The organism is Halobacterium sp. KA-4 (genome assembly GCF_021028995.1).
In the GTDB taxonomy this organism is placed as follows: Archaea; Halobacteriota; Halobacteria; order Halobacteriales; family Halobacteriaceae; genus Halobacterium.
Window position 1 is genome coordinate 74096 of record NZ_JAJJZG010000009.1, and the last position, 21574, is coordinate 95669.

Sequence of the window (21574 nt, forward strand, 5' to 3'; positions counted from 1 at the left end):
ATGGGAATCAGCTACAGCGTGGACACCGACCCGGACGCCACCGCGAAAGCGATGCTCCGGGAGCGGCCCATCAGCCTGAAGCACAGCAAAGCCATCGCCCGCGAAGTCAAGGGCAAGACGGTCGCCGAGGCACGCGAGTACCTCGACGCCGTCATCAACGAGGAGCAGTCCGTGCCGTTCAAGCAGCACAACAGCGGCGTCGGTCACCGGAACGACATCGAAGGCTGGGACGCGGGACGGTACCCGGAGAAGGCCTCGAAGGACTTCCTGAAGCTCCTCGAGAACGTGGCAAACAACGCCGACCAGCAGGGCTTCGACGCGGACCAGATGGTCATCGAACACGTCGCCCCGCACAAGGTCGACGAGAGCCGCGGCCGCAAACCCCGTGCGATGGGGAAGGCGGACCCGTGGAACACGACCCTCTGTGATGTCGAACTCGTGGTCGTCGAACCCGACGCCGAGGAGGTGAGCGCGTAATGGCCGACGAGATGGAGTTCATCGAGCAGGGCCTCCAGCGCTCCCAAATCGACGAGTTCTTCGCCGAAGAGCTGGCGCGCGCCGGCTACGGCGGCATGGAACTCGCCCCGACCCCGATGGGCATGCAGATCGTCCTCAAGGCCGAGAAGCCCGGAATGGTCATCGGCAAGGGCGGGAAGAACATCCGGAAGATCACCACCCAGCTCGAGGAGCGATTCGACCTGGAGGACCCGCAGATCGACGTTCAGGAGGTCGACGAACCCGACCTGAACGCACAGATTGTCGCGGACCGCCTCGCGAACGCGCTCGAGCGTGGCTGGTACTTCCGCAAGGCCGGACACACGACCATCGACCGCATCATGGAAGCCGGCGCACTCGGCGCCGAAATCGTCCTGAGCGGGAAGGTCACCGGCAACCGTGGCCGCGTCGAGAAGTTCAACCGCGGCTACATCAAGCACAACGGCGAGCCCGCCGAGGAAATCGTCGACCACGGCAAAGGCGTCGCCGTGATGAAGCTCGGCACCATCGGCGTGAGTGTCAAAATCATTCCGCCGGAAGCGAAGCTCCCCGACGACTTCGAGATCCACGAGGACGCCGACATCGAGGACCTCATCGTCGAGGAAGAGGAAGCCAGCGAGGAGCTCGAAGAGCTGCTCGAAGGCGAAGGCGAGGAAATCGAGGCCGGTGGCCCCGAGGGCGAAGCGCCCGGCGAGGAAGCCACCACGGAAGCCGCCGACGACCTCGCGCAGGAAGAAATCGTCGAGGAGGAGCCCGAGGGCGGTGCGCGCCCCGAGCGCCACGACGAGGAAGGCAAGTCGTCGACCTCGCCGCCGGACTCCACGGACGCGGACGTCGAGGAGGACCTCGACGAACTCGCCGCCGATGTGGAAGCCGAGGCCGAGGACGTCGACACCGAGGACTTCGACGAGCTGGAGTCCGACGCGGAGGAGACCGCCGAAGAACTCCTCGAAGAGATGGAGACCGAAGAAGAGTCCGAGGAGGGTGAGGAATAATGGCGATTCTCCACACCGAAGAGATTCGGGACATGACCCCCGCGGAACGCGAAGCAGAGCTCGAAGACATCGAGACGGAGCTGCTGAACGCCAAGGCCGTCAAGGCCGCTGGCGGCGCCCCGGACAACCCGGGCCGCATCGGTGAACTCCGTCGTACCGTCGCGCGAATCAAGACGATTCAGCGCGAGGAAGGCGACCTCGAAGCAGCAGCGGAAACAGAGAGCGAATAAGATGACAGTGACGCCCGAGACCCTGCCACGGCACGAACTCGTCGGCCTGCACGCGCGGGTCGTCGAGTCGACGGACCCGTCGCGGGTCGGCATCGAGGGCGAGGTCGTCCGCGAGACGATGCGGACACTCGTCCTTGATACGGACTCGGGCGTCAAACAGGTCCCCAAGCGGGGGGCGAAATTCGAGTTCCGACTCACAGATGAAGCTGCGGTCTCCGCGAAGGAGACCGGGACCGCGTCTCAACCTGCAGGTGGCGAGAGCCAAACCACTGGCGAGGGCGTGGCCTACGTTACGGTGGATGGGGTCGATTTGCTCTCACGACCCGCTACACGCTCCGAAACCGGAGTTGATTCGAAATGGCGATAGGACTGAACGTAACAGAACCGGAAGGCACGTGCTCCCACGAGGACTGCCCGTTCCACGGAAATCTTTCCGTGCGCGGTCAGGTCATCGAGGGTGAAGTGGCTTCCACCGACATGGACAAGACCATCGTCGTCGAGCGCGAATACGACGTATTCGTGCCGAAGTACGACCGCTACATGAAGCGGCGGTCGCGCGTCCCGGCACACCAGCCGGACTGCCTCGACGTTGAGGTTGGCGACACGGTCAGTATCGCAGAAACCCGACCGCTCTCGAAGACCAAATCCCACGTGGTCGTCGAAGTCACCGACGGAGGTGACGCCTGATGGAAGCCATCAAGGCAGACGTCACGCAGGGTCTGGAGAAGGGCTCGCTCATCAACTGCGCAGACAACACTGGCGCACGCGAGCTCAAAATCACGAGTGTGAAGGGTTATCAAGGAACCAAGAACCGCCATCCGAAGGCCGGGCTGGGCGACACCATCACCGTTTCGGTGACCAAGGGGACGCCGGAGATGCGTCGCCAGGTCCTCGAAGCGGTCATCGTGCGCCAGCGCAAGCCCATTCGACGGCCGGACGGCACTCGCGTGAAGTTCGAGGACAACGCCGCGGTCATCATCGACGACCTCGGTGAGCCTCGCGGGACCGAAATCAAGGGTCCGATTTCGCGCGAAGTGGCGGAACGGTACGGTACCATCGCGAGTACCGCCACGATGATTGTATAGACATGAGCAAACAACCACACAAACAGCGAAACCGCACGGAGCGCGCGCCGCTTCACGAGCGACAGAAGCAGGTCCACGCGACGCTGTCCGACGACCTCCGCGAGGAGTACGACCAGCGACGCGTTCGCGTCAACGTCGGCGACACCGTCGAAGTGATGCGCGGCGACGACGCCGGCGAGACCGGCGAGGTCGTCGACGTCGACCTGCGCGACGAGACCGTCAGGGTCGAGGACGTAACCGTGGAGAAGGCCGACGGCGAGGAGCTGCCCAAGCCCCTCGACGCCAGCAACCTCCGCGTCACCGAACTCGACCTCGAAGACGACGTGCGCGCCGCGCGGCTCGAAGGTGACAACGAATGACGAACCACCAGAAGCGACTCTCGGTACCGAAATCCTGGCCGGTCGAGCGGAAGACGGAGACGTTCACCGCGAAGGCCGGGGCCGGTCCGCACGGCGAGTCGGGCGTACCGCTCGTCGTCGTGCTCCGGGACGTCTTGGGCTACGTCGACGACACCAGCGAAGCGCAGTACGCCATCAACACTGACGGCGTGCTCGTCAACGGTGGCTCGGTCGGCGACGTCAACCGCCCCATCGGGATGTTCGACATCCTGGCGTTCCCCGAGCGTGACGAACACTACCGGGTCTTCCCCGACGAAGGGGGCCGACTCGGTCTCACGCCCATCGACGCGGACGCGGCGGACAGCAAGCTCAGCAAGGTCGAGGACAAGACCACCGTCTCCGGCGGGCGAACCCAGCTGAACCTCCACGACGGCACGAACCTCATCGTCGAGGAGGACGTCTACAGCGGGGACGACTCCATCGTCGTGGACAACGAGTCCAACGACGTGGTCGCCCACTTCGAGTACGGCGAGGGCGCGCTAGTCACCGCAGTCGCGGGCCAGCACGCCGGCGACATCGGCCGCATCGACGAGATTTCGGTGCAGCCGGGCAGCGCCGACAACACCGTCTACGTGGAGACCGCCGACGGTAGCTTCGAGACGGTCGAACAGTACGTCGTCGTCATCGACGAACAGTTCGTCGAGGACGACGCCGACCTCCCGGGTGATGACGAATGAGCGAGACTGAAGCCGACTTCCACGAGATGCGCGAGCCGCGCATCGAGAAGGTCGTCGCCCACATGGGCGTCGGCCAGGGTGGTGTCGACCTCCAGAACGCCGAAGGCATCCTCGAGGAGATTACGGGCCAGCAGACGGTCCGGACCACCGCCAAGCGCACCGAGCCCGAGTTCGGTATCCGCGAGGGCGACCCGATCGGCGCGAAGGTCACGCTCCGCGGCGAGGACGCGTACGACTTCCTCGACCGCGCGCTCCCGAACGTCGACCTGGCTGAACGCCAGTTCGACGACACGGGGAACGTGAGCTTCGGCATCGAAGAGCACACCGACTTCCCGAGTCAGGAGTACGACCCCGACATCGGTATCTACGGCCTCGACGTGACCGTGAACCTCGTGCGCCCGGGTTACCGGGTCGCGAAGCGCGACCAGGTCAGCCGACAGATTCCGTCGAACCACCGACTCAACCCCGAGGACGCAGTCGCGTTCCTCGAATCGAACTTCGACGTGGAGGTCAACGAATGAGCGAGAGCGAACAAGCAGAAGAGACGGGCCAGACACACGAGTGTCGGCGCTGTGGCCGCGAACAGGGCCTTGTCGGCAAGTACGACATCTGGCTCTGTCGACAGTGCTTCCGGGAGATTGCCCGTTCGATGGGCTTCAAGAAGTACAGCTAACAATGACGGCAAACGATCCCCTGTCCGACGCAGTCTCCGGCATCGACAACGCCGAGAGCGTCGGGCACCTCACGCACACAGTAGAGCCCGCCTCCAACATGGTCGGCTCCGTCCTCGAGGTCTTCTACGACCGCGGGTACATCGACGGCTTCGAGTTCGTCGACGACGGGAAGGCCGGCAGGTTCGAGGTCGAACTGAAAGGTGCCATCAACGAGTGTGGCCCCGTGAACCCACGGTACTCCGTGGCAGCCGACGGTTACGAGAAGTGGGAGAAGCGCTATCTCCCCGCCCGTGACTACGGCGCGCTCGTCGTCACGACGAGCCACGGCATCATGAGTCACTACGAGGCCCGCGAGAAGGGCATCGGTGGCCAAGTGATCGCGTACGTATACTAATCATGGCACGAGTCGAAATCGAAATTCCGGACGACGTGACGGCGGAGGTCGACCACCTCGACCTCACCGTCGAAGGCCCCGAAGGGTCCGTGTCGCGCCGCCTCTGGTATCCGGACGTCAGCGTCTCCGTCGAGGACGACGCCGTCGTCGTGACCAGCGACGTCGACGACGCGAAGACGCTCTCGACGGTCGGTACCTTCGAGAGCCACGTGGAGAACATGTTCCACGGCGTCACCGAGGGCTGGGAGTACCAGCTCGAAGTGCACTACTCTCACTTCCCGATGCAGGTGGAAGTCGAGGGCGGCGAAGTCGTCATCCAGAACTTCCTCGGCGAGAAGGCTCCGCGACGGACGCCCGTTCGCGGTGACACCGAGGTCTCTGTCGATGGCGAGGAAGTGACGCTCAACGGCCCGAGTATCGAGGACGTCGGCCAGACGGCGGCCGACATCGAACAGCTCACGCGCGTCACCGACAAGGACACGCGCGTGTTCCAGGACGGCGTGTACATCGTCGATAAACCCACGAAGGGAGGTGCCTGATAGATGGCAGAAGAGAACAACGACACGCCACAGACGCTGGAAGACATCTCGGGCGTCGGCCCCTCGAAGGCGGAAGCGCTCCGCGAGGCCGGCTACGACACCGTTGAGGACATGCGGGCAGCGAGCCAGAGCGAACTCGCGGACGTCTCCGGCATCGGCAACGCGCTCGCCGCGCGTATCAAAGCCGACGTCGGCGGTCTCGAAGTCGAAGAGGAGACCGAAGCCGAAGTCGAGGAAGCCGCACCCGAAGAGGAAGAAGCAGCCGAAGAGGAAGTGGAGACGGAGCTCCGTCCCCGCGGCCTCACCGAGAAGACGCCGGAGCTCAGCGACGACGAGGAGCGCTTGTTGAACAAGCGCCGTCGCGAGGGCAAGCCGCAGTTCAACCGGCAGGACTACCACAAGAAGAAGCGGACGCCGAAGTCGTGGCGTCGCCCGAAGGGCACGCTGTCCAAGCAGCGCCGCGGCATCAAGGGGAAAGGCGACACCGTCGAAGCTGGCTTCCGGACGCCGGAAGCGATTCGCGGCAAGCACCCCAGTGGTTTCGAGGAAGTCCGCGTGCACAACACGGACGACCTCGACGGCATCGACCCGGACACGGAAGCAGCCCGCATCGCCTCGAAGGTTGGCGCACGCAAGCGCGAACGCATCGAGGAGCAGGCCGAAGAAGCGGGCATCCGCGTCCTGAATCCGACCTACGTCGAAGTGGAGGTTGACCAATGAGCGACCTGAGCGCACAGAAGCGACTCGCGGCCGACGTCCTCGACGTCGGGAAGAACCGCGTCTGGTTCGACCCCGAGGCGCAGGCCGAAATCGCGGACGCGATTACCCGAGAGGACATCCGCGAGCTCGTCGACGAAGGGACGATTGCGGCAGAGGAAAAGCACGGAAATTCGCGCGGTCGCGCACGCGAGCGCGACGAGAAGAAGGCCTACGGACACCAGAAGGGTCCCGGTTCCCGCAAAGGGAAGTCGGGCGCTCGTGAGAACGAGAAGCAGTCGTACATGGGCCGGATTCGCGCGCAGCGGCGGACGCTCCGGGAACTCCGCGACGAAGGGACGATTACCCAGAGTCAGTACCGGAAGCTGTACAACATGGCCAACGGTGGCGAGTTCGACAGCGTCCGACGCCTCGAGAAATACGTCGAAGAACACTACGGTGATAGCTAATGGCGACAGGACCACGATATAAGGTACCGATGCGGCGCCGCCGCGAGGTCCGGACCGACTACCATCAGAGGTTGCGCCTCCTGAAGTCAGGGAAACCTCGGCTCGTTGCTCGGAAGAGCAACAAGCACGTCACGGCGCAGCTGGTCGCGACCGGCCCCGACGGCGACGAAACGATCGCGAGTGCACACTCCAGCGACCTCGAAGAGTACGGCTGGGAGGCTCCCACGGGGAACCTGCCTGCAGCGTACCTGACGGGGCTGCTCGCCGGAGTGCACGCACAGGACACGGACGCGGACGAGGGCGTGCTCGACATCGGCCTCAATACCGCGACCCCGGGTTCGAAGGTGTTCGCAATTCAGGAGGGCGCAATCGACGCCGGCCTGGACGTTCCGCACAACGACACAGTCTTCGCGGACTGGTCGCGGACGCGCGGCGAACACATCGCGGAGTACGCTGAGTCTCTCGACGAGCCGCTGTACAGCGGCGAGTTCGACGCAACGGAGCTTCCCGAGCACTTCGACGAAGTGCGGGAGGCCATCTTGGAGGACAACGAATGAGCTACAACGACACCTGGGAACCGAAGACACGCCTGGGTCGCCTCGTCAAGGACGGCGACATCGATTCGATGTCCGACGCCCTCGACAGCGGACTCCCGCTCAAGGAGCCGGAGATCGTCGACAACCTGCTGCCGGGACTCGACGACGAAGTGCTGGACATCAACATGGTCCAGCGCATGACCGACTCCGGTCGACGCGTGAAGTTCCGCTGCGTTGTCGTCGTCGGCAACCGCGACGGCTACGTCGGCTACGCGGAAGGCCGCGACGACCAGGTTGGCGGCGCCATCCAGAAGGCGATCGAGGTCGCGAAACTGAACATCATCGACGTCTCCCGCGGCTGTGGGTCCTGGGAGTGTGGCTGTGGGCGCCCCCACACTGTCGCACTCAAGACGACTGGGCAGGCCGGGAGCGTCGAGGTCGAACTGATTCCCGCGCCGCGTGGCCTCGGCCTCGCGGGCGGCGAGACTGTGCGCCACGTCCTCGACCTCGCAGGTATCGAGGACGTGTGGACGCGCTCCTCGGGGAAGACCCGGACGACCGTGAATTTCGCGAAAGCGACGTTCAACGCGCTCCGGAAGACCGCGGAAGCCCGCGTCCCCCAGCATGCTCACGAGCAGCGTGAGGTGATCGAGTGATGCAGGCAGTCGTCCAACTGCGCGGCGAGGTCAACATCAGCGAAGACGTCGTCGACACGTTCGAGATGCTGAACATCCACAGCGTCAACCACTGCGCGCTCGTCCCCGAGACGGACGCGTACGAGGGGATGGTCGCGAAGGTCAACGACTTCGTCGCGTTCGGCGAACCGAGCGAGGCCGTGCTCGTCGACCTCATCGAAGCCCGCGGCGAGCCCGAGACGGGCTCCGCGGACATCGACGACGAGTGGGTCGCCGAGAACACCGAGTACGATGACGTCGCCGACCTCGCGGGCGCGCTCCTCGACGAGGAGACGACGCTCCGCAACGCCGGTCTGGCACCCGCGCTCCGTCTGCACCCGCCGCGTGGCGGCCACGACGGCATCAAGAAGCCGGTCAGTGACGGCGGCCAGCTCGGCAAACACACCACCGAGGAGATCGACGACCTCCTCACCGACATGCACTAACTATGACGAGCAAGAAACGACGACAGCGCGGCTCCCGTACGCACGGCGGCGGCACACACAAGAACCGGCGCGGTGCCGGTAATCGTGGTGGCCGCGGTCGGGCAGGTCGTAAGAAACACGAGCAACACAACTACGAGGACGTCGGCAAGTCCGGCTTCAAGCGCCCGGAGAAGACCGACCGTGACGTCCGCGAGGTCTCCGTCCAGAAGCTGGACGAGGACATCGCGCTGCTCGCCGCAGACGAGGTCGCCGAGGAGACGGAGTTCGGCTATCGCGTCGACGCCCGCGACGTCGCCGAGGACGGCTGGGAAGCCGACGTCGTGAAAGTGCTCGGTGGCGGACAGGTCCACGAACAGCTCGAAGTGACGGCGGACGCGTTCTCCGCAGGCGCCGTCGAACTCATCGAGAGCGAGGGCGGCGACGCCGTCGTCTCCGAGCGCGGTACCGAGGACAGCGAGGAGTAACCCATGGGATGGAAGGAGACTGCCGCACCGGTCCTCACGCGGATGCCCGCAGTCCAGCGTCCGGAAGGACACGTGCCGTTCCGCCGCAAGATGTACTGGACGGCCGGCGTGCTCGTCCTGTACTTCTTCCTGACGAACGTCACGCTCTGGGGGCTCGACACCGGCGCGAGTCAGGACCTCTTCGCACAGTTCCGAAGCCTGCTCGCCGGTGGCCAGGGTACAGTGCTCCAACTCGGCATCGGCCCCATCGTCACGGGGAGCATCGTGCTCCAACTGCTCGGCGGGGCGAACCTGCTGGGACTGGACACGAACGACCCCCGTGACCAGGCACTCTACCAGGGCCTCCAGAAGCTGCTGGTCATCGTGATGGTGTTCCTGACGGGCATCCCGATGGTGTTCTTCGGGAACTTCCTGCAGCCTAGCGCAGCGGTCGCGCAGAGCCTCGGCATCGGCTCGCTGGGCGTGCAGGTGCTGTTGTTCGCCCAGATTGCCGCCGGTGGCATTCTCCTGTTGTTCATGGACGAGGTCATCTCGAAGTGGGGCGTCGGCTCCGGTATCGGCCTGTTCATCGTGGCAGGCGTGAGCCAGAGCCTCGTCGGCGGGTTCATCTTCTGGGAGGGGCAGTTCCCGAACCAGGGGCTGCTCCCGAATTGGGTCGACCTGGCACTGGGCAACGTCTCGAACATCCCACCGATGCTCTCGGTCGACGGGCTGTCGTTCCTGCTCATCCAGGGCGGCATCCTCGGGTTGTTCACGACGCTGCTCATCTACGTCACCGTCGTGTACGCCGAGAGCGTTCGCGTCGAGATTCCGTTGAGCCACGCACGCGTGAAGGGCGCGCGCGGTCGGTTCCCCGTGAAGCTCATCTACGCGAGCGTCCTGCCGATGATCCTCGTTCGTGCGCTGCAGGCGAACATCCAATTCATCGGGCAGATTCTGAACTCAACGACGAACCTCCCATCCTGGCTGGGTGTCTACTCGGACGGCACCGCCATCGGCGGGCTGTTCTACTACCTCTCGCCGGTGTACAACCGCGAGAGCTGGATGTGGTGGCTGGGCGGCACGCCCGCGACCATCGAGCCCTGGCAGATCATGGTTCGCATCGGGGTCGACCTGACGTTCATGATCGTCGGCGGCGCCATCTTCGCCATCTTCTGGGTGGAGACGACGGACATGGGCCCGAAGGCCACCGCGAAACAGATTCAGAACTCGGGGATGCAGATTCCCGGGTTCCGGAAGAACCTCGGGGTCATCGAGAAGGTCCTCGAACGGTACATCCCGCAGGTGACCGTGCTCGGCGGCGCGCTCGTCGGGCTGCTCGCCGTCATGGCGAACATGCTCGGCACCATCGGGAACGTCACCGGGACGGGCCTGCTACTGACGATATCCATCACGTACAAGCTCTACGAAGAGATCGCCGAAGAGCAGATGATGGAGATGCACCCGATGATGCGGGACATGTTCGGCGGCGGCGACTAACCTCGCGCCGAACGCTGGGTGGACGGCCCACCGGCTCTCGCATCGACCGCGACGCAACAACCACACTTTCTTCGCGTGCTACGCTGGACAGCGACAGCGACGAATCGAGAAGAGCCTGCAGCGTCAGTAGACGAGTTCCGGGTCGCTCTCGACGGCGTACAGCGTGCGCGCCGCGACGTTGACGGCGTGGTCGGCGACGCGTTCGACGTCCCGAATCGTCAACAACAGCCGGGAGACGTCGTCCATCAGCGCTTCGGTCTGCCAGGGGTCGTCGCCGGCTTCGCGTTCGATGAGGTCACGGACGACGCGCTCGCTGGCGGCCTGACAGAGCGCGTCGATGTCGTCGTCGCGCTCGGAGATATCGTAGCAGGCGTCGGTGTCGCTGTCGGCGTACGCGTCGAGAGCGTCCGCGACGAGGTCGCCGGCGTCCCGGCCGACGTCGACGACGTCCACGTCTACGCGGCGGGCATCGTCGGTGGCGAGCGCGTACCGGCCGAAGTTCGTCGCGAGGTCGCCGACGCGCTCGAGGTCGGTGAGAATTTTGAACGACGCGGCGACGAACCGGAGGTCGCCGGCGACGGGCTGCTGGAGCGCGAACAGGTCGATGCACTCGCTCTCCAGGGCGAGGTAGCGCTCGTTGACCTCGTCGTCGCCGCGGATGACAGCTCGCGCAAGGTCGTCGTCGCCGTGTTCGAGCGCGTCGAGGCCGTCGTCGAGGCGACCCAACACGAGGTCGCCCATCTCGGAGACGCTAGCACGGAGGTCGTCGAGGGACTGCTGGAACTCCTCGCGTGGCAACGTAATCACCCGAACTTGCCGGTAATGTAGTCCTCGACGCGCTGGCTCTCGGGGTTCTCGAATATCTGGTCGGTGTCGCCGTACTCCACGAGCTCGCCGCCCGTGAGGAAGACCGCGGTCTGGTCGCTGATGCGGGCGGCCTGCTGCATGTTGTGGGTGACGACGACGACGGTGTAGTCCTCGGCGAGCTCCTCGATGAGGTCCTCGATTTTCGCGGTCGCAATCGGGTCGAGGGCCGACGCGGGTTCGTCCATCAGGATGACGTCCGGGTCGACGGCGAGCGCGCGGGCGATACAGAGCCGCTGTTGCTGGCCGCCCGAGAGCCCGAGCGCGTTGTCGTCGAGACGGTCTTCGACCTCGTCCCACAGCGCCGCGCGCCTGAGTGCGCGCTCGACGAGGTCGGCTTCCTGCTCGCGGTCGTCCCGGCCGAGCACGCGCGCGAGCAGACCGGTGTCGAGGTCGCCGTGCTTGCGGGGGCCGTAGGAGATGTTGTCCCGGATGGACTTCGGGAACGGGTTGGGCTCCTGGAATACCATGCCGATGCGCTTGCGGAGTTCCACGAGGTTCACGCCGTCGGTGTAAATCTCCTCGTCGTCGAGCTGCACCGACCCGTCGATTCGGGCGCTCTTCACGCGGTCGTTCATGCGGTTCAGACACCGCAGGAACGTCGACTTCCCGCAGCCGGAGGGACCGATCAGTGCAGTGACGCTCTCCTCGGGGACGTCCAGGGAGATGCTCTGGAGCGCTTGCTCGTCCCCGTAGTAGACGTCGAGGTCCTCGACGGCGAGTTTGGCGTCGCCGGCGAAGTCGTACTCGGTCCACTCCTCGCGGACGCGCTCGTCGCTCTCGCCAGTAGTGGTCAGTTGCTGTGCGGGCTCGCTGGGTTCGTGGACTGCTTCGGTGTTACTCATGGTGTAGCTTCCTCCGGAAGTAGAGGCGGCTGCCGACGCCGATTGCGTAGAGACCGAGGACGACGCACAGTAGGACGAGCGCGGTCCCCCAGCCGAACTCGGTGTTGGTGAAAATCTCCTTGGGGAACACGCCCGCAGTTATCGTCGAGTAGAGCTGGTAGGGGAGCGCGCTCGCGGGCGACAGCAGCGCGTCGTTGGTGACGAACGGCGGCTGAGTGCTGAACTGGAAGCTCCCGAGGACGTTCGGGTAGCTGCTGGGGTACGGCGACCCGCCGAACACCAACAGCAGGGGCGCAGTCTCGCCGGCGATGCGACCGACGCCGAGGATGACGCCGGTGATGGTGCCGGGCATCGCAGCCGGGAGCACGACGCTACGGATTGTCTCCCACTTCGTCACGCCGAGCGCGGCGCTGGCGTCGCGGTGCTCGTCGGGGACCGCGAGGATGGCTTCGCGGCTCGTGATGAGCACGAGCGGCAACAGCATGAAGCCGAGCACGAGCTGGCCGACGAAGATGGAGTTCCCGCCGCTGATGCGCGGAACGAGGAACGCCAGGCCGAACAGCCCGAACACGATGCTCGGGGTGCTCCAGAGGCCGTTGGTCGCGACCTCGACGACCTGCGTGAACCGGCCGCGTTCGGCGTACTCGGTGAGGAAGACGGCAGCCCCGATGCCGAGCGGAACGGCAAACAGGACTGCGCCGAACACGAGCCACAGCGTCCCCATCACGGCAGGGAGGACGCCGGGCACCTCCACGAAGAGGCCGCCGGTCTGGTTCATCAGGAACGGGAACTCCGCCCACGGCACGCTGCCGACGAACGGGAGCGTGAGGTGGCCGCCCGTCAGGCTCGTGCGCGTGAGCATGGTTTCGAGCCCGTTCTTGACGATGAACGCGACGAGGAGCGCGAGCACGCCGAGCATGGCGAAGACGACCGAGCCGACGAGGTAGTACGCGCCAGACTGACGGCCCTCTGCGCCGAAGCCCTCCCTGGCTTTCGCGGCGCTCCACGCGCTCAACAGCGCGCCGAAGACCACGAGCAGCGGCACGAGTTCGCTCCCGGGGAACACCGCCGACGACCACGACGGCGACCACGTCCAGCCGGCGTTGATACCGCCGACGACGACGTAGCCGCCGAGCAGTACGAGAATCGCGGCGACGGGGAGCGTCGACCCGACGTCCTCGCGCGGGAGCACCGACACGAGGAGGCCGACGATACCGAACCCGGCGGCGACGGGGAGCCACATCGCGAGCGCGTTCCCGAGTAGTCGCGTGGCGACGAGGCCGCCGAGGACCGCCCAGAGCAGGCCGAAGACGAAGCCGACCGGGAGGCCAGCGCTCGACGACGGCGTGCTCTCGAAGTATTCGAGCCGGGAGCCGACGCCGACGACGGTGAGGCCGACGCCGGCTGCGACGAGCGCAACACCGAGGAGCTTCAGCACGTGGACGCCGGCGACGAGTGCGGTCTCGTCGACCCACTGGAAGAGCACGAGCCACGACGCGAAGAACGCCAGCGCGGACGCGGCGAGCACGCCGCGGGCGACGAGGACGCTGGTCGTCGAGTCGCCGGCGACGAGGCGGTTGCGCGTGACGCTGCTCATCAGCGCTCACCCCCGAGCTTCTGGTGCATCCGCCACTCGACGTACTGTGAGCCAACGCTCAACATCATCACCATCGCGAACAGCACGACGCCGCCCGCGAACAGCGCGCTCATGTGTAGGCCGCTGGCGTTCCCCCCTTCGAAGGCGATGACCGTCGTGAGCGTCTCGCCGTAGTTCGAGAACACGTCAAACACCGGCGACGGAAACCCCTTCGTGTGCGTGAGCATCACGGTCGCGGCCATCGTCTCACCCATCGCACGGCCGACGCCGAGCAGAACGCCCGCCGAGACCCCGGACAGGCCCGCGGGGATGGTGACGCTCTTGGTGGTCTGCCACGGTGTCGACCCCATCGCGAGCGCGCCGCTCTTGATGGACTCGGGGACGGCGTTCAGCGCGTCCTCGGCGACGGTGACGACCGTCGGGAGCGCCATGATGCCGATCATCAGGCCGGCCGCGAAGTACGTCCCAAGCGTCGGCGTCCGAAACTCCTCGTAGAAGTACTGGTTGAGGATAGTGAGGCCGATGAACCCGTACGTAATCGAGGGGATGCCGGCCATCAGCTCGATGCCGGGTTTGACCACTTCGCGGACGCGCCGCGGCGCGATTTCGCTGACGAACACGGCACCCGCGATGCCAATCGGCGCCGCGACGAGCGTCGCGATGACGGTCGTCACGGCGGTCCCGACCATCATCGGCGTCAGTGAGTAGACGCCGCCCTGGTTGGACGTCCACAGCGGTTGTTCGATTCGCGTGAGGACGTCGAGGCCCATGTGGGCGACGATGGGTTCGGACCGAATCAGCAGGAACGCGATGATGAGCGAGAGTATCGACACTGTCGCGACGGTCGTCAGGAACGTCAGTGCCTTCGCGGCCTCGGCCTGGTAGCGATACCATCCGAACCCCATCACGACGAGAAAGGCGAGGACGGGGAGGACTGTCCACGCCGAGGCGACGAGGAACAGCACGAACGTCACGAACACGGACGCGAAGATGGCACCGTGCATCGCGATGGCGCCGTCCTGCGTCCGGGACCGGTAGTTGTGCGCCCACTGTCTGGTCGCTTCGACGCGCTGAGTCACGGACGCGCGGAGCCGCGTGGGCAACTCCCGCGTTTGTCCGAGTAACTGAGTCATGTGAAATAAATCGTGTGTCGAGAGGGCCGCGCCGTTCGCGGCAGCCGGTGTTTACTCGTAGTTCGACGCGGCGACCTTCTCGCGCTGGGTCTGGAGGCGGTCGTCGGGCAGCGCGAAGTAGTCGTTGCCCTGGACGAAGATCTCCTGCCCGAAGTCGCTCAGCAGGAAGTTGATGAACGCGGCCTCCTTCCGGGAGGTGTCCTGCCAGGTGTACGCGTGCAGGTCACGGGAGAGCGGATACTCGGCGGCGCCGAGGTTGTCGCCGTAAGAGTACGTGGTGCCGTCGATGACGAGGTCGAGCGGCGGGGTGGCGCCGTCGGGTTCGACGAACGCCAGCGCGATGTACGCGATGGCGTTGTCCGCTTGCCCGATTGCCTGCTGGAGCTGCTGGTTCTGTCCGAAGCGCTGGTCCGGGCTGATGGGGGCTTCGGGGTCGCCGAAGACGTTCGCGCGGAACGAGGTGTCAGTACCGGAGCCCTCGGCACGGCCGAGGGCGAGGATGTCGCGGTCCGGGCCCCCGAGCTCCGACCAGTTCGTAATCTCCTGGCGGTATATCTGCCGGAGCTCCTCGATGGTGATGCTCTCGACGCCGGCGTCGGCGATTTCGCTGCTCGTGACGATGGGCTGGCCGTCGACACCGACGACGTGGTCGACGAAGTCGTCGAGGGTGCTGTCGTCGGCGTCCGGGAGTTCGGCGGCCGCGGACGCACTGGCGTCCCCGATGTCGACGCGACCCTCCATGACGCCCTCGATACCGGTGCCGGAGTGGCTGAGCGCTATGCTCGCACGGAACGGCGGGTTCGAGCGCTCGCCCGTGGGTTCGTAGCCGTACTGGCTGGCGAAGTAGTCGGCGAGCCGCATGTCGGTGCCGTACTCCTCGGCCCACTCGGTCGGCCAGTAGTCGCCGTCGCCGGCCTCGGGGTTGGAGTTCCAGTAGCTCCCGCCGGTGTTCGTAATGGGGAATACCGTCGAGGAGCCGTCTGCGGTCAGGACGCTGGTGTCCATCTCGTTGGACTGCCCGCCGGCAGTCGTCTCCTGGTCGCTGCCGGTGTCCGCGGTGGTCGGCTCGCTGGTGTCGCCGCCGTCGTCGCTGTCGCCCCCACTCGAACAGCCTGCGACCGTGGCGACGCCTGCTGCGCCGGCAGTCGCGATGAATTTCCGCCGCGATACGAGGTCGGACAGACGCGTCGAATCCTGCGCCATCACGTGAACGGAAGACATTCCACTATATGAACTATAATATGAGTGATATATACGGCTGTGAGGTCGGCGTAACTGTTTGTTTGTGAAGGTCACCCACTGAGCGCTATATAGCCGTCCGGACGGAATCCAAACCCCTATACTTGTTTAGGGCGGCCTAAACTCCATGGGCGGGAAACGCGAGCCGTTCACGCGTCGACAATATCTCAAGGGAGCGAGTACGGCGGCTGCCGCCGGCCTTCTCGCGGGCTGCGCCAGCCCCGACAGCGGTGACGCCGACGCCACGAACGCGAACACGAACACGCCGGTCGACACCTCGCAGATGGCGACCCTAGCGCCCGTCGGCGACGTCACGTTCGACGAGCCGCCGGAGAGCGCGTTCGTGCTGTTCCCGCAGTACGCCGACATGGCCGTCGCGCTCGGATGCGGCGACACCGTCAACTCCCTCTACGTCCCGGAGATGTCCGGCACGACGATGAACCACTACTACGAGCGCCTCGACGGCGTCTCCTTCGAGTGGGAGGGTCTGCCGGACCCGTTCGGCGACGGCCTCAGCAAAGAACAGCTGTACAACCTCGACAGCGACGTGCACTTCCTCGACCCCGCGTACCTCGTCACGCAGGACAACTGGTCGGTTGGCGACATCGAGGACATCACGACGAACGTCGCGCCGTTCTTCGGGAACTTCTACAGCGGCACCCACTCCCAGCCGCCCGAGCAGTACCGCGACGCCTACGAGTACTACACGCTCTGGGAGGTGTTCGGCCACGTCGCCGACGTCTTCGGGGAGCGCGAGCGCGCCGAGGCGCTCCGCGAGGTCCACGACGACCTCCTCGCGACCATCGAAGCCGACCTCCCGCCCGAGGAGGACCGCCCGACGGCGGTCCGCGTGACGTACAGCGACGGCAACTTCTACACGTACCACCTCAACAAGCCTGGCTACTGGCTGGCCGACACCCGCCCGCTGGGCGCCCACGACGCGTTCGCCGACGAGGACTGGTCGAGCCTCTGGGGGACCGTGGGCTACGAGACGATGCTCGACGCCGACCCCGACGTCATCCTCCACCTCTGGGGCGCGACGCCGAACTACGACATGGCGTCGGTGCGCGAACAACTCCGGAACAGCGACGCGGGCGGCCGGCTCTCCGCGCTGGAGAACGACCGCGTCTACGCCTCCGGGATGCGCTACCAGGGCCCGCTGATGAACCTCTTCCAGCTGGAGATGACCGCCAAGCAGCTCTACCCGGAGACGTTCGGCGAGTGGCCCGACTACCAGAACGGCGACCACTACCCCGAGATTCCGGCCGACGAACAGCTGTTCGACCGCGAGCGCGTCGCTAACATCGTCACCGACGGCGCGTAACGCCGCGCTCCGTCTCTGCTTGCTCGCAGAATTGCTCGATGCGGTCGTCCATCGCGGGGTGCGTGGAGAACCACCGCTCGACGCCGTCTTCTTCGTTGCGACGCCGGGACAGCGGCGCGAACAGGCCGCGCGGCTCACTGGCGCGCTGAATCTTCCGGAGCGCGGACGCCAGCACGAGCGGCGCGCCGGTGACGTCGACCGCGCGGTCGTCGGCTTCGAATTCGCGCTTCCGGGAACGCGCGCGGACGACCAGCGTGAGCGCGACGAACGCGACGAGCACCAGCCGGCCGATGCGCTCGTGGAACGCCAGCCCCGAGTCCGCGCCCGGTCGGCCGCGTGCCCACGCGAGCAGTCGGTTGCAGCCGCGCGCGAGCAACGCGACCGGCAACACGAGCACCGCGAGGAAGCCCACGAGCGTGCGGCCGACGGCGAACGCCAGCGACTGCACGAGGCTGTCCCGGCGCTCGATGTGCGCGAGTTCGTGCGCGAGCACGGCCTCGAACTCGGCAGCATCGAGAATGCGGAACAGCGACTCGTCGAAGACGACCGCGCCGCCGGGCCCGCCGAGGCTGATGGCGTTCGGGACGGGCATCCGGGCGACGTACAGCGTCGGCGCCTCGACGCCCATGCGGTCCGCCAGCGACTCGAGCACGCGGTAGGCGCGGGGCGCGTTCCGGGGTTCCAGTGGGACGGCGTGCAGTTGTGCGAGCACGCGCGCGGTGCCGACGCGGTAGCTGAAGTAGCCGAACACGACGGTGACCGTGGCGACGACGCCGAGCGCGGTCACCGGGGAGACGTCCGCGGAGAAGACGACGACCAGCGCCCAGAGCACGACCGCCGCGGCGACGACGTGCCAGACGAGGGCGGCGACGCCGACGAGCACCATCAGGAGGCGGCGGCCCAGACCCATGCTCGGGGGTAGTTTCGGAGCCCACAAACGGCTGTCGGCGGACGGTACGTCGAACCCCGACGACGCGCGTACGACGACGCTGGCCGTTCCGAAGCGCTATTCACGGAGGGGATTCACCTACCGGGCATGTACGAAGGGGTGGCGAACTGATGCGCATTCTCGTCGTCGGCGCTGGCGAGGTTGGGTCGAGTATCGCCAGCAGCCTCTCCGACGCCCACGAAGTCGTGGTCGTGGACGTCGACCCGGAGCGCGTCGAATCGCTGACCTACTCGGAGGACGTGCTCGCGGTCACCGGGGACGGCACCGACCTCGACGTCCTCAGGGAAGCCGAAGTCGAGAAGGCCGACGTCGTCATCGCGAGCACGGACGACGACGAGACGAACCTCGCGACGTGCGCGACCGTGGACACCGTCAGCGACGCGTTCACCATTGCGCGCGTGGAGCACACGAACTACCTCGACACGTGGCGCGAACACCACGGCGCGTTCGGCGTGGACTTCATGGTGTGCACGGACCTGCTGGCGGCGGAAGCCATCGTCCGCGTCGTCGGCCTGCCGACCGCGCGCGACGTCGACCCGTTCGCGGGCGGGTCGATTCAGATGGCGGAGTTCGAGGTGCCCGAGGACAGCCCGATAGCCGGGGAGACGGTCGCGGAAGCCGACCGCTTCGACGAACTGACATTCGTCGCCGTCATCCCGGAGGGCGCCGACCACGCCAGCGTCCCGCGCGGGGACACCGTCATTGAGGGGAACTCCCGCGTGGTCGTCGTCGGGCGACCGGCCAGCGTCCGCGAGTTCGCGCGCGCCATCGACCCGGCCAGCGCGGCCAGCGAGGTCGAGGACGTCGTCATCGTCGGCGGGTCGACGACCGGCCAGCTCACCGCCGAGTCGCTCGTCGAGCGCGGCATCTCGGTGCGCATCATCGAATTCGACGAGGACCGCGCCCGCGAACTCGCGGAGTTGCTGCCGTCCGTGACGGTGTACTCCCACGACGCCACCGACCCCGAGTTCCTCTCCCGGGAGCACATCAAGGACGCGGACGTGGTCATCGCGACGGTCGGCAGCGACGAGCGCAGCCTCCTGGCGGCGCTGCTCGCGAAACGCGAGGGAGCCGAGCGCACCATCGCCGTCGTCGAGCAGGCGCGCTACGTCGACCTCTTCGAGACCGTCGGCGTGGACGTCGCGGTCAACCCCCGCCGGGTGACCGCCGAAGAGATCACGCGGTTCACGCGGGAGCGCCGCGCGGAGAACGTCGCCATCATCGAACCCGGCGGCGCGGAGGTCGTTGAGGTCGAAGTCGACGAGGACAGCGTGCTCGCCGACCGCACCATCGAAGAGGGGATGAGCGACCTGCCCGGCGGCGTCGTCCTGGGCGCCATCACGCGCGGCGGGGAGTACGTGACCCCACGCGGGAGTACGGTCGTCAAAGCCGGCGACCACGTCGTCGCGTTCGTGCAGGCCGACGCCCTCGAAGAGGTGACGTCGAAACTATGACCGCGAGTCAGCCGAGTCTATGACCATTCGCGTCGACTGGCGGGACAGCCTCGCGCTCGTCGGCACGGTCGTGAAGTGGCTGACCGTGCCGCTGCTCGCGCCGGTGGCGGTCGCGCTCTACTACGGCGACGGCGGGCTGGCGGCGTTCGTCGCGACCATTATCGTCGCGTTCGCCGCGGGGTCGGCGCTGGAGACCGTCGGCGACCCGACGGACCTCGGCGCACGCGAGGGGTTCCTGATGGTCGCGTTGACGTGGCTCGCGGCGAGCATCGTCGGCGCGCTGCCGTACCTGTTCGCGGCTCACGGCATCCCCGGTGTCGTGGCCGCGTCCGCGCCCGGCTCCGCGCTCGGCAACCCCGTGAACGCGCTGTTCGAGACGATGAGCGGGTTCACCACCACCGGGGCGACAGTGATGGGGGACATCTCCTTCGACACACACTCCCACGCGGTGTTGCTGTGGCGCCAGCTCACCCAGTGGCTCGGCGGCATGGGTATCGTCGTGCTCGCGGTCGCCATCCTCCCCGAACTCTCCGTGGGTGGCACGCAACTGATGGAAGCCGAAGCGCCCGGCCCGAGCATCGAGAAGCTCACGCCCCGCATCGCGGAGACCGCGCGGGCGTTGTGGCTGGCGTACGCGGGCATCACCCTCCTCGAAATCCTGTTGCTGTACGGCCTCCACCGCACCGGCTACGCGCCCAACATGGGGCTGTACAACGCCGTCGCACACGGCCTCACGACGATGGCGACCGGCGGGTTCAGCCCGGAGGCGCGCTCCATCGAGGCGTTCTCCGGCATTGTCCAGTGGGTCATCGTGCCGTTCATGTTCGCGGCGGGGACGAACTTCGCGCTCATCTGGCAGGCGTTGACCGGCGACACGGAGGCGCTGTTCGGCGACTCGGAGTTTCGCTTCTACCTCGGCGTCGTCGGCACCGTCACCGCGCTGCTGGCCGGCCTCTTGTTCACGGGGCCGGTGCTCGGCATCCGGGACGCGGTCGGCCCCGTCGCCGGCAACCTCGAAGCGTCGCTGCGCCACGCCGCCTTCCAGGCCGCGTCCATCGTCACCACCACCGGGTACGCGAGCATGGACTTCGCGGAGTGGGGCAACGCCAGCCAGTACGTGCTGTTCATCGCAATCTTCCTCGGCGGGAGCGCGGGCAGCACGGGTGGCGCGGTGAAGATGGTGCGCTGGCTAGTCATCCTCAAAAGCCTCAAGCGTGAACTGTTCGTGACCATCCATCCCGAAGCCGTCAAGCCCGTCCGGCTGGGCGGCCGCGCGCTCGACGAGAAGGCGGTCCGGGGCATCTACGCGTTCACCGCCGTCTACTTCGCGCTGTTCGTCGCCGGCACTATCTTCGTCGCTATCGACGTCACGCGCATCGAACAGTCGCTGACCGCGCTGGAAGTGATGAGTTCGGTCGCCGCGACCCTCGGGAACGTTGGTCCCGGGTTCGGGCTCGTCGGCCCGATGGGGTTCTACGAGTTCCTCCCCGAGACGACGAAACTCGCGATGGTCGTGCTGATGTGGATTGGCCGGCTGGAAGTGCTGCCCGTGCTCGTGTTGCTGACACGAGCGTACTGGAAGTCCTAGCGACAGTTCCAGCCACGAATTCCCGGACCGAACCCACCTTCAGTACGGGTGACACACTTACCTTCCGACGACGCGTAGGGCACCGTATGGCCCTCAGTGTTTGGGAGGTGTTCCTCACTCTATTCGGGGGTGGCGAGGACTCCGAGGAGGAGGAGGAAGCCGAGAGCCGCTTCGTCCCGTCCCCACTGGACCTGTCCGTCCGAATCGGCCACGGTGGGTCGGACAGCCAGCGAGTCCGGGAACTCGCCGAGATGAGCGAACGTGCGGAAGAAATCGAGGAGGAACGCGGTAACTGAGCACCCAGACTCGGCGATGCAGCGGTCTGGAAG

The 21574-nt window shown here is 66.3% G+C and carries 29 protein-coding genes; 23 read left to right on the forward strand and 6 right to left on the reverse strand.

The annotated features are described in order from the left end of the window. From LPA44_RS10575 to secY, 19 genes are read left to right on the forward strand one after another with little or no spacing between them, the layout of a single operon-like run. Entirely contained in the window at window positions 1-477 is a 477-nt protein-coding gene (locus LPA44_RS10575; RefSeq protein WP_230889548.1) for a 50S ribosomal protein L22, read from the forward strand. Continuing rightward, entirely contained in the window at window positions 477-1490 is a 1014-nt protein-coding gene (locus tag LPA44_RS10580) for a 30S ribosomal protein S3 (protein ID WP_230889549.1), read from the forward strand. The genes LPA44_RS10575 and LPA44_RS10580 overlap by 1 nt, the downstream gene beginning before the upstream one ends. Beyond that, window positions 1490-1720: a 50S ribosomal protein L29 gene (rpmC, locus tag LPA44_RS10585; protein ID WP_230889550.1), complete on the forward strand. Its 231-nt coding sequence runs from the start codon at window positions 1490-1492 to the stop codon at window positions 1718-1720. The genes LPA44_RS10580 and rpmC overlap by 1 nt, the downstream gene beginning before the upstream one ends. Before the next feature lies 1 nt (window position 1721). After that, the gene (locus LPA44_RS10590; RefSeq protein ID WP_230889551.1) at window positions 1722-2087 is read left to right on the forward strand and encodes a ribonuclease P protein component 1; all 366 of its coding nucleotides are present in this window, start codon (window positions 1722-1724) and stop codon (window positions 2085-2087) included. Then, complete coding sequence (locus LPA44_RS10595) at window positions 2078-2407, forward strand: 30S ribosomal protein S17 (protein ID WP_230889552.1); 330 nt, start codon at window positions 2078-2080, stop codon at window positions 2405-2407. The genes LPA44_RS10590 and LPA44_RS10595 overlap by 10 nt, the downstream gene beginning before the upstream one ends. Continuing rightward, a complete protein-coding gene (locus LPA44_RS10600; protein ID WP_230889553.1) occupies window positions 2407-2805 on the forward strand; it encodes a 50S ribosomal protein L14 in 399 nt (132 codons plus the stop codon). Before LPA44_RS10595 ends, LPA44_RS10600 begins: the two co-directional genes overlap by 1 nt. 2 nt (window positions 2806-2807) lie before the next feature. After that, a complete protein-coding gene (gene rplX, locus LPA44_RS10605) occupies window positions 2808-3164 on the forward strand; it encodes a 50S ribosomal protein L24 (RefSeq protein WP_230889554.1) in 357 nt (118 codons plus the stop codon). Continuing rightward, the gene (locus LPA44_RS10610) at window positions 3161-3880 is read left to right on the forward strand and encodes a 30S ribosomal protein S4e (RefSeq protein ID WP_230889555.1); all 720 of its coding nucleotides are present in this window, start codon (window positions 3161-3163) and stop codon (window positions 3878-3880) included. The genes rplX and LPA44_RS10610 overlap by 4 nt, the downstream gene beginning before the upstream one ends. Continuing rightward, window positions 3877-4401 carry a 50S ribosomal protein L5 gene (locus LPA44_RS10615; RefSeq protein ID WP_230889556.1) on the forward strand — a complete coding sequence of 175 codons (525 nt, stop codon included), beginning with the start codon at window positions 3877-3879 and terminating at the stop codon, window positions 4399-4401. Before LPA44_RS10610 ends, LPA44_RS10615 begins: the two co-directional genes overlap by 4 nt. Then, window positions 4398-4553: a 30S ribosomal protein S14 gene (locus tag LPA44_RS10620; RefSeq protein WP_230889557.1), complete on the forward strand. Its 156-nt coding sequence runs from the start codon at window positions 4398-4400 to the stop codon at window positions 4551-4553. The genes LPA44_RS10615 and LPA44_RS10620 overlap by 4 nt, the downstream gene beginning before the upstream one ends. Before the next feature lie 2 nt (window positions 4554-4555). Then, entirely contained in the window at window positions 4556-4948 is a 393-nt protein-coding gene (locus LPA44_RS10625; RefSeq protein ID WP_230889558.1) for a 30S ribosomal protein S8, read from the forward strand. A 2-nt stretch (window positions 4949-4950) separates the two neighbouring features. Further along, window positions 4951-5487 (forward strand): 50S ribosomal protein L6, encoded by a 537-nt coding sequence (locus LPA44_RS10630; protein WP_230889559.1) that lies wholly within the window; start codon window positions 4951-4953, stop codon window positions 5485-5487. Window positions 5488-5490: 3 nt separating this feature from the next. Beyond that, window positions 5491-6207: a 50S ribosomal protein L32e gene (locus LPA44_RS10635; RefSeq protein ID WP_230889560.1), complete on the forward strand. Its 717-nt coding sequence runs from the start codon at window positions 5491-5493 to the stop codon at window positions 6205-6207. Beyond that, window positions 6204-6653 carry a 50S ribosomal protein L19e gene (locus LPA44_RS10640; RefSeq protein WP_230889561.1) on the forward strand — a complete coding sequence of 150 codons (450 nt, stop codon included), beginning with the start codon at window positions 6204-6206 and terminating at the stop codon, window positions 6651-6653. Before LPA44_RS10635 ends, LPA44_RS10640 begins: the two co-directional genes overlap by 4 nt. Further along, window positions 6653-7210, forward strand: a complete 558-nt coding sequence (locus LPA44_RS10645) for a 50S ribosomal protein L18 (RefSeq protein WP_230889562.1) — start codon at window positions 6653-6655, stop codon at window positions 7208-7210. The genes LPA44_RS10640 and LPA44_RS10645 overlap by 1 nt, the downstream gene beginning before the upstream one ends. Next, on the forward strand, window positions 7207-7845 hold the full coding sequence (locus LPA44_RS10650; protein WP_230889563.1) for a 30S ribosomal protein S5: 639 nt from the start codon (window positions 7207-7209) through the stop codon (window positions 7843-7845). The genes LPA44_RS10645 and LPA44_RS10650 overlap by 4 nt, the downstream gene beginning before the upstream one ends. Then, the gene (gene rpmD / locus LPA44_RS10655) at window positions 7845-8309 is read left to right on the forward strand and encodes a 50S ribosomal protein L30 (RefSeq protein WP_230889564.1); all 465 of its coding nucleotides are present in this window, start codon (window positions 7845-7847) and stop codon (window positions 8307-8309) included. The genes LPA44_RS10650 and rpmD overlap by 1 nt, the downstream gene beginning before the upstream one ends. A 2-nt stretch (window positions 8310-8311) precedes the next feature. Continuing rightward, window positions 8312-8773: an uL15m family ribosomal protein gene (locus LPA44_RS10660; RefSeq protein ID WP_230889565.1), complete on the forward strand. Its 462-nt coding sequence runs from the start codon at window positions 8312-8314 to the stop codon at window positions 8771-8773. A gap of 3 nt (window positions 8774-8776) precedes the next feature. After that, complete coding sequence (secY, locus tag LPA44_RS10665; RefSeq protein ID WP_230889566.1) at window positions 8777-10252, forward strand: preprotein translocase subunit SecY; 1476 nt, start codon at window positions 8777-8779, stop codon at window positions 10250-10252. Between the two features lie 123 nt (window positions 10253-10375). Here secY and phoU read toward each other — a convergent pair whose 3' ends face one another. The 5 genes from phoU to LPA44_RS10690 are packed head-to-tail and all read right to left on the reverse strand — an operon-like array spanning window position 10376 to window position 15894. Next, a complete protein-coding gene (gene phoU, locus LPA44_RS10670) occupies window positions 10376-11050 on the reverse strand; it encodes a phosphate signaling complex protein PhoU (protein WP_230889567.1) in 675 nt (224 codons plus the stop codon). 5 nt (window positions 11051-11055) lie between these two features. Next, on the reverse strand, window positions 11056-11961 hold the full coding sequence (pstB, locus tag LPA44_RS10675; RefSeq protein ID WP_230889568.1) for a phosphate ABC transporter ATP-binding protein PstB: 906 nt from the start codon (window positions 11959-11961) through the stop codon (window positions 11056-11058). Continuing rightward, window positions 11954-13558 (reverse strand): phosphate ABC transporter permease PstA, encoded by a 1605-nt coding sequence (gene pstA, locus LPA44_RS10680; protein ID WP_230889569.1) that lies wholly within the window; start codon window positions 13556-13558, stop codon window positions 11954-11956. The genes pstB and pstA overlap by 8 nt, the downstream gene beginning before the upstream one ends. Beyond that, complete coding sequence (gene pstC, locus LPA44_RS10685) at window positions 13558-14691, reverse strand: phosphate ABC transporter permease subunit PstC (protein WP_230889570.1); 1134 nt, start codon at window positions 14689-14691, stop codon at window positions 13558-13560. The genes pstA and pstC overlap by 1 nt, the downstream gene beginning before the upstream one ends. 51 nt (window positions 14692-14742) lie before the next feature. Then, a complete protein-coding gene (locus LPA44_RS10690; RefSeq protein WP_230889600.1) occupies window positions 14743-15894 on the reverse strand; it encodes a PstS family phosphate ABC transporter substrate-binding protein in 1152 nt (383 codons plus the stop codon). Between the two features lie 163 nt (window positions 15895-16057). On the opposite strand from LPA44_RS10690, the gene LPA44_RS10695 reads away from it, so the two are divergent. Further along, complete coding sequence (locus tag LPA44_RS10695; RefSeq protein ID WP_230889571.1) at window positions 16058-17254, forward strand: ABC transporter substrate-binding protein; 1197 nt, start codon at window positions 16058-16060, stop codon at window positions 17252-17254. Here LPA44_RS10695 and LPA44_RS10700 read toward each other — a convergent pair. Further along, complete coding sequence (locus LPA44_RS10700; RefSeq protein WP_230889572.1) at window positions 17238-18164, reverse strand: M48 family metallopeptidase; 927 nt, start codon at window positions 18162-18164, stop codon at window positions 17238-17240. The genes LPA44_RS10695 and LPA44_RS10700 overlap by 17 nt on opposite strands. A 149-nt stretch (window positions 18165-18313) precedes the next feature. On the opposite strand from LPA44_RS10700, the gene trkA reads away from it, so the two are divergent. From trkA to LPA44_RS10715, 3 genes are all read left to right on the forward strand, one after another. Further along, complete coding sequence (gene trkA, locus LPA44_RS10705; protein WP_230889573.1) at window positions 18314-19657, forward strand: Trk system potassium transporter TrkA; 1344 nt, start codon at window positions 18314-18316, stop codon at window positions 19655-19657. 19 nt (window positions 19658-19676) lie between these two features. After that, complete coding sequence (locus LPA44_RS10710) at window positions 19677-21245, forward strand: TrkH family potassium uptake protein (RefSeq protein ID WP_230889574.1); 1569 nt, start codon at window positions 19677-19679, stop codon at window positions 21243-21245. Window positions 21246-21331: 86 nt separating this feature from the next. Beyond that, the gene (locus tag LPA44_RS10715; RefSeq protein ID WP_230889575.1) at window positions 21332-21541 is read left to right on the forward strand and encodes a hypothetical protein; all 210 of its coding nucleotides are present in this window, start codon (window positions 21332-21334) and stop codon (window positions 21539-21541) included. Window positions 21542-21574 lie beyond the last annotated feature (33 nt).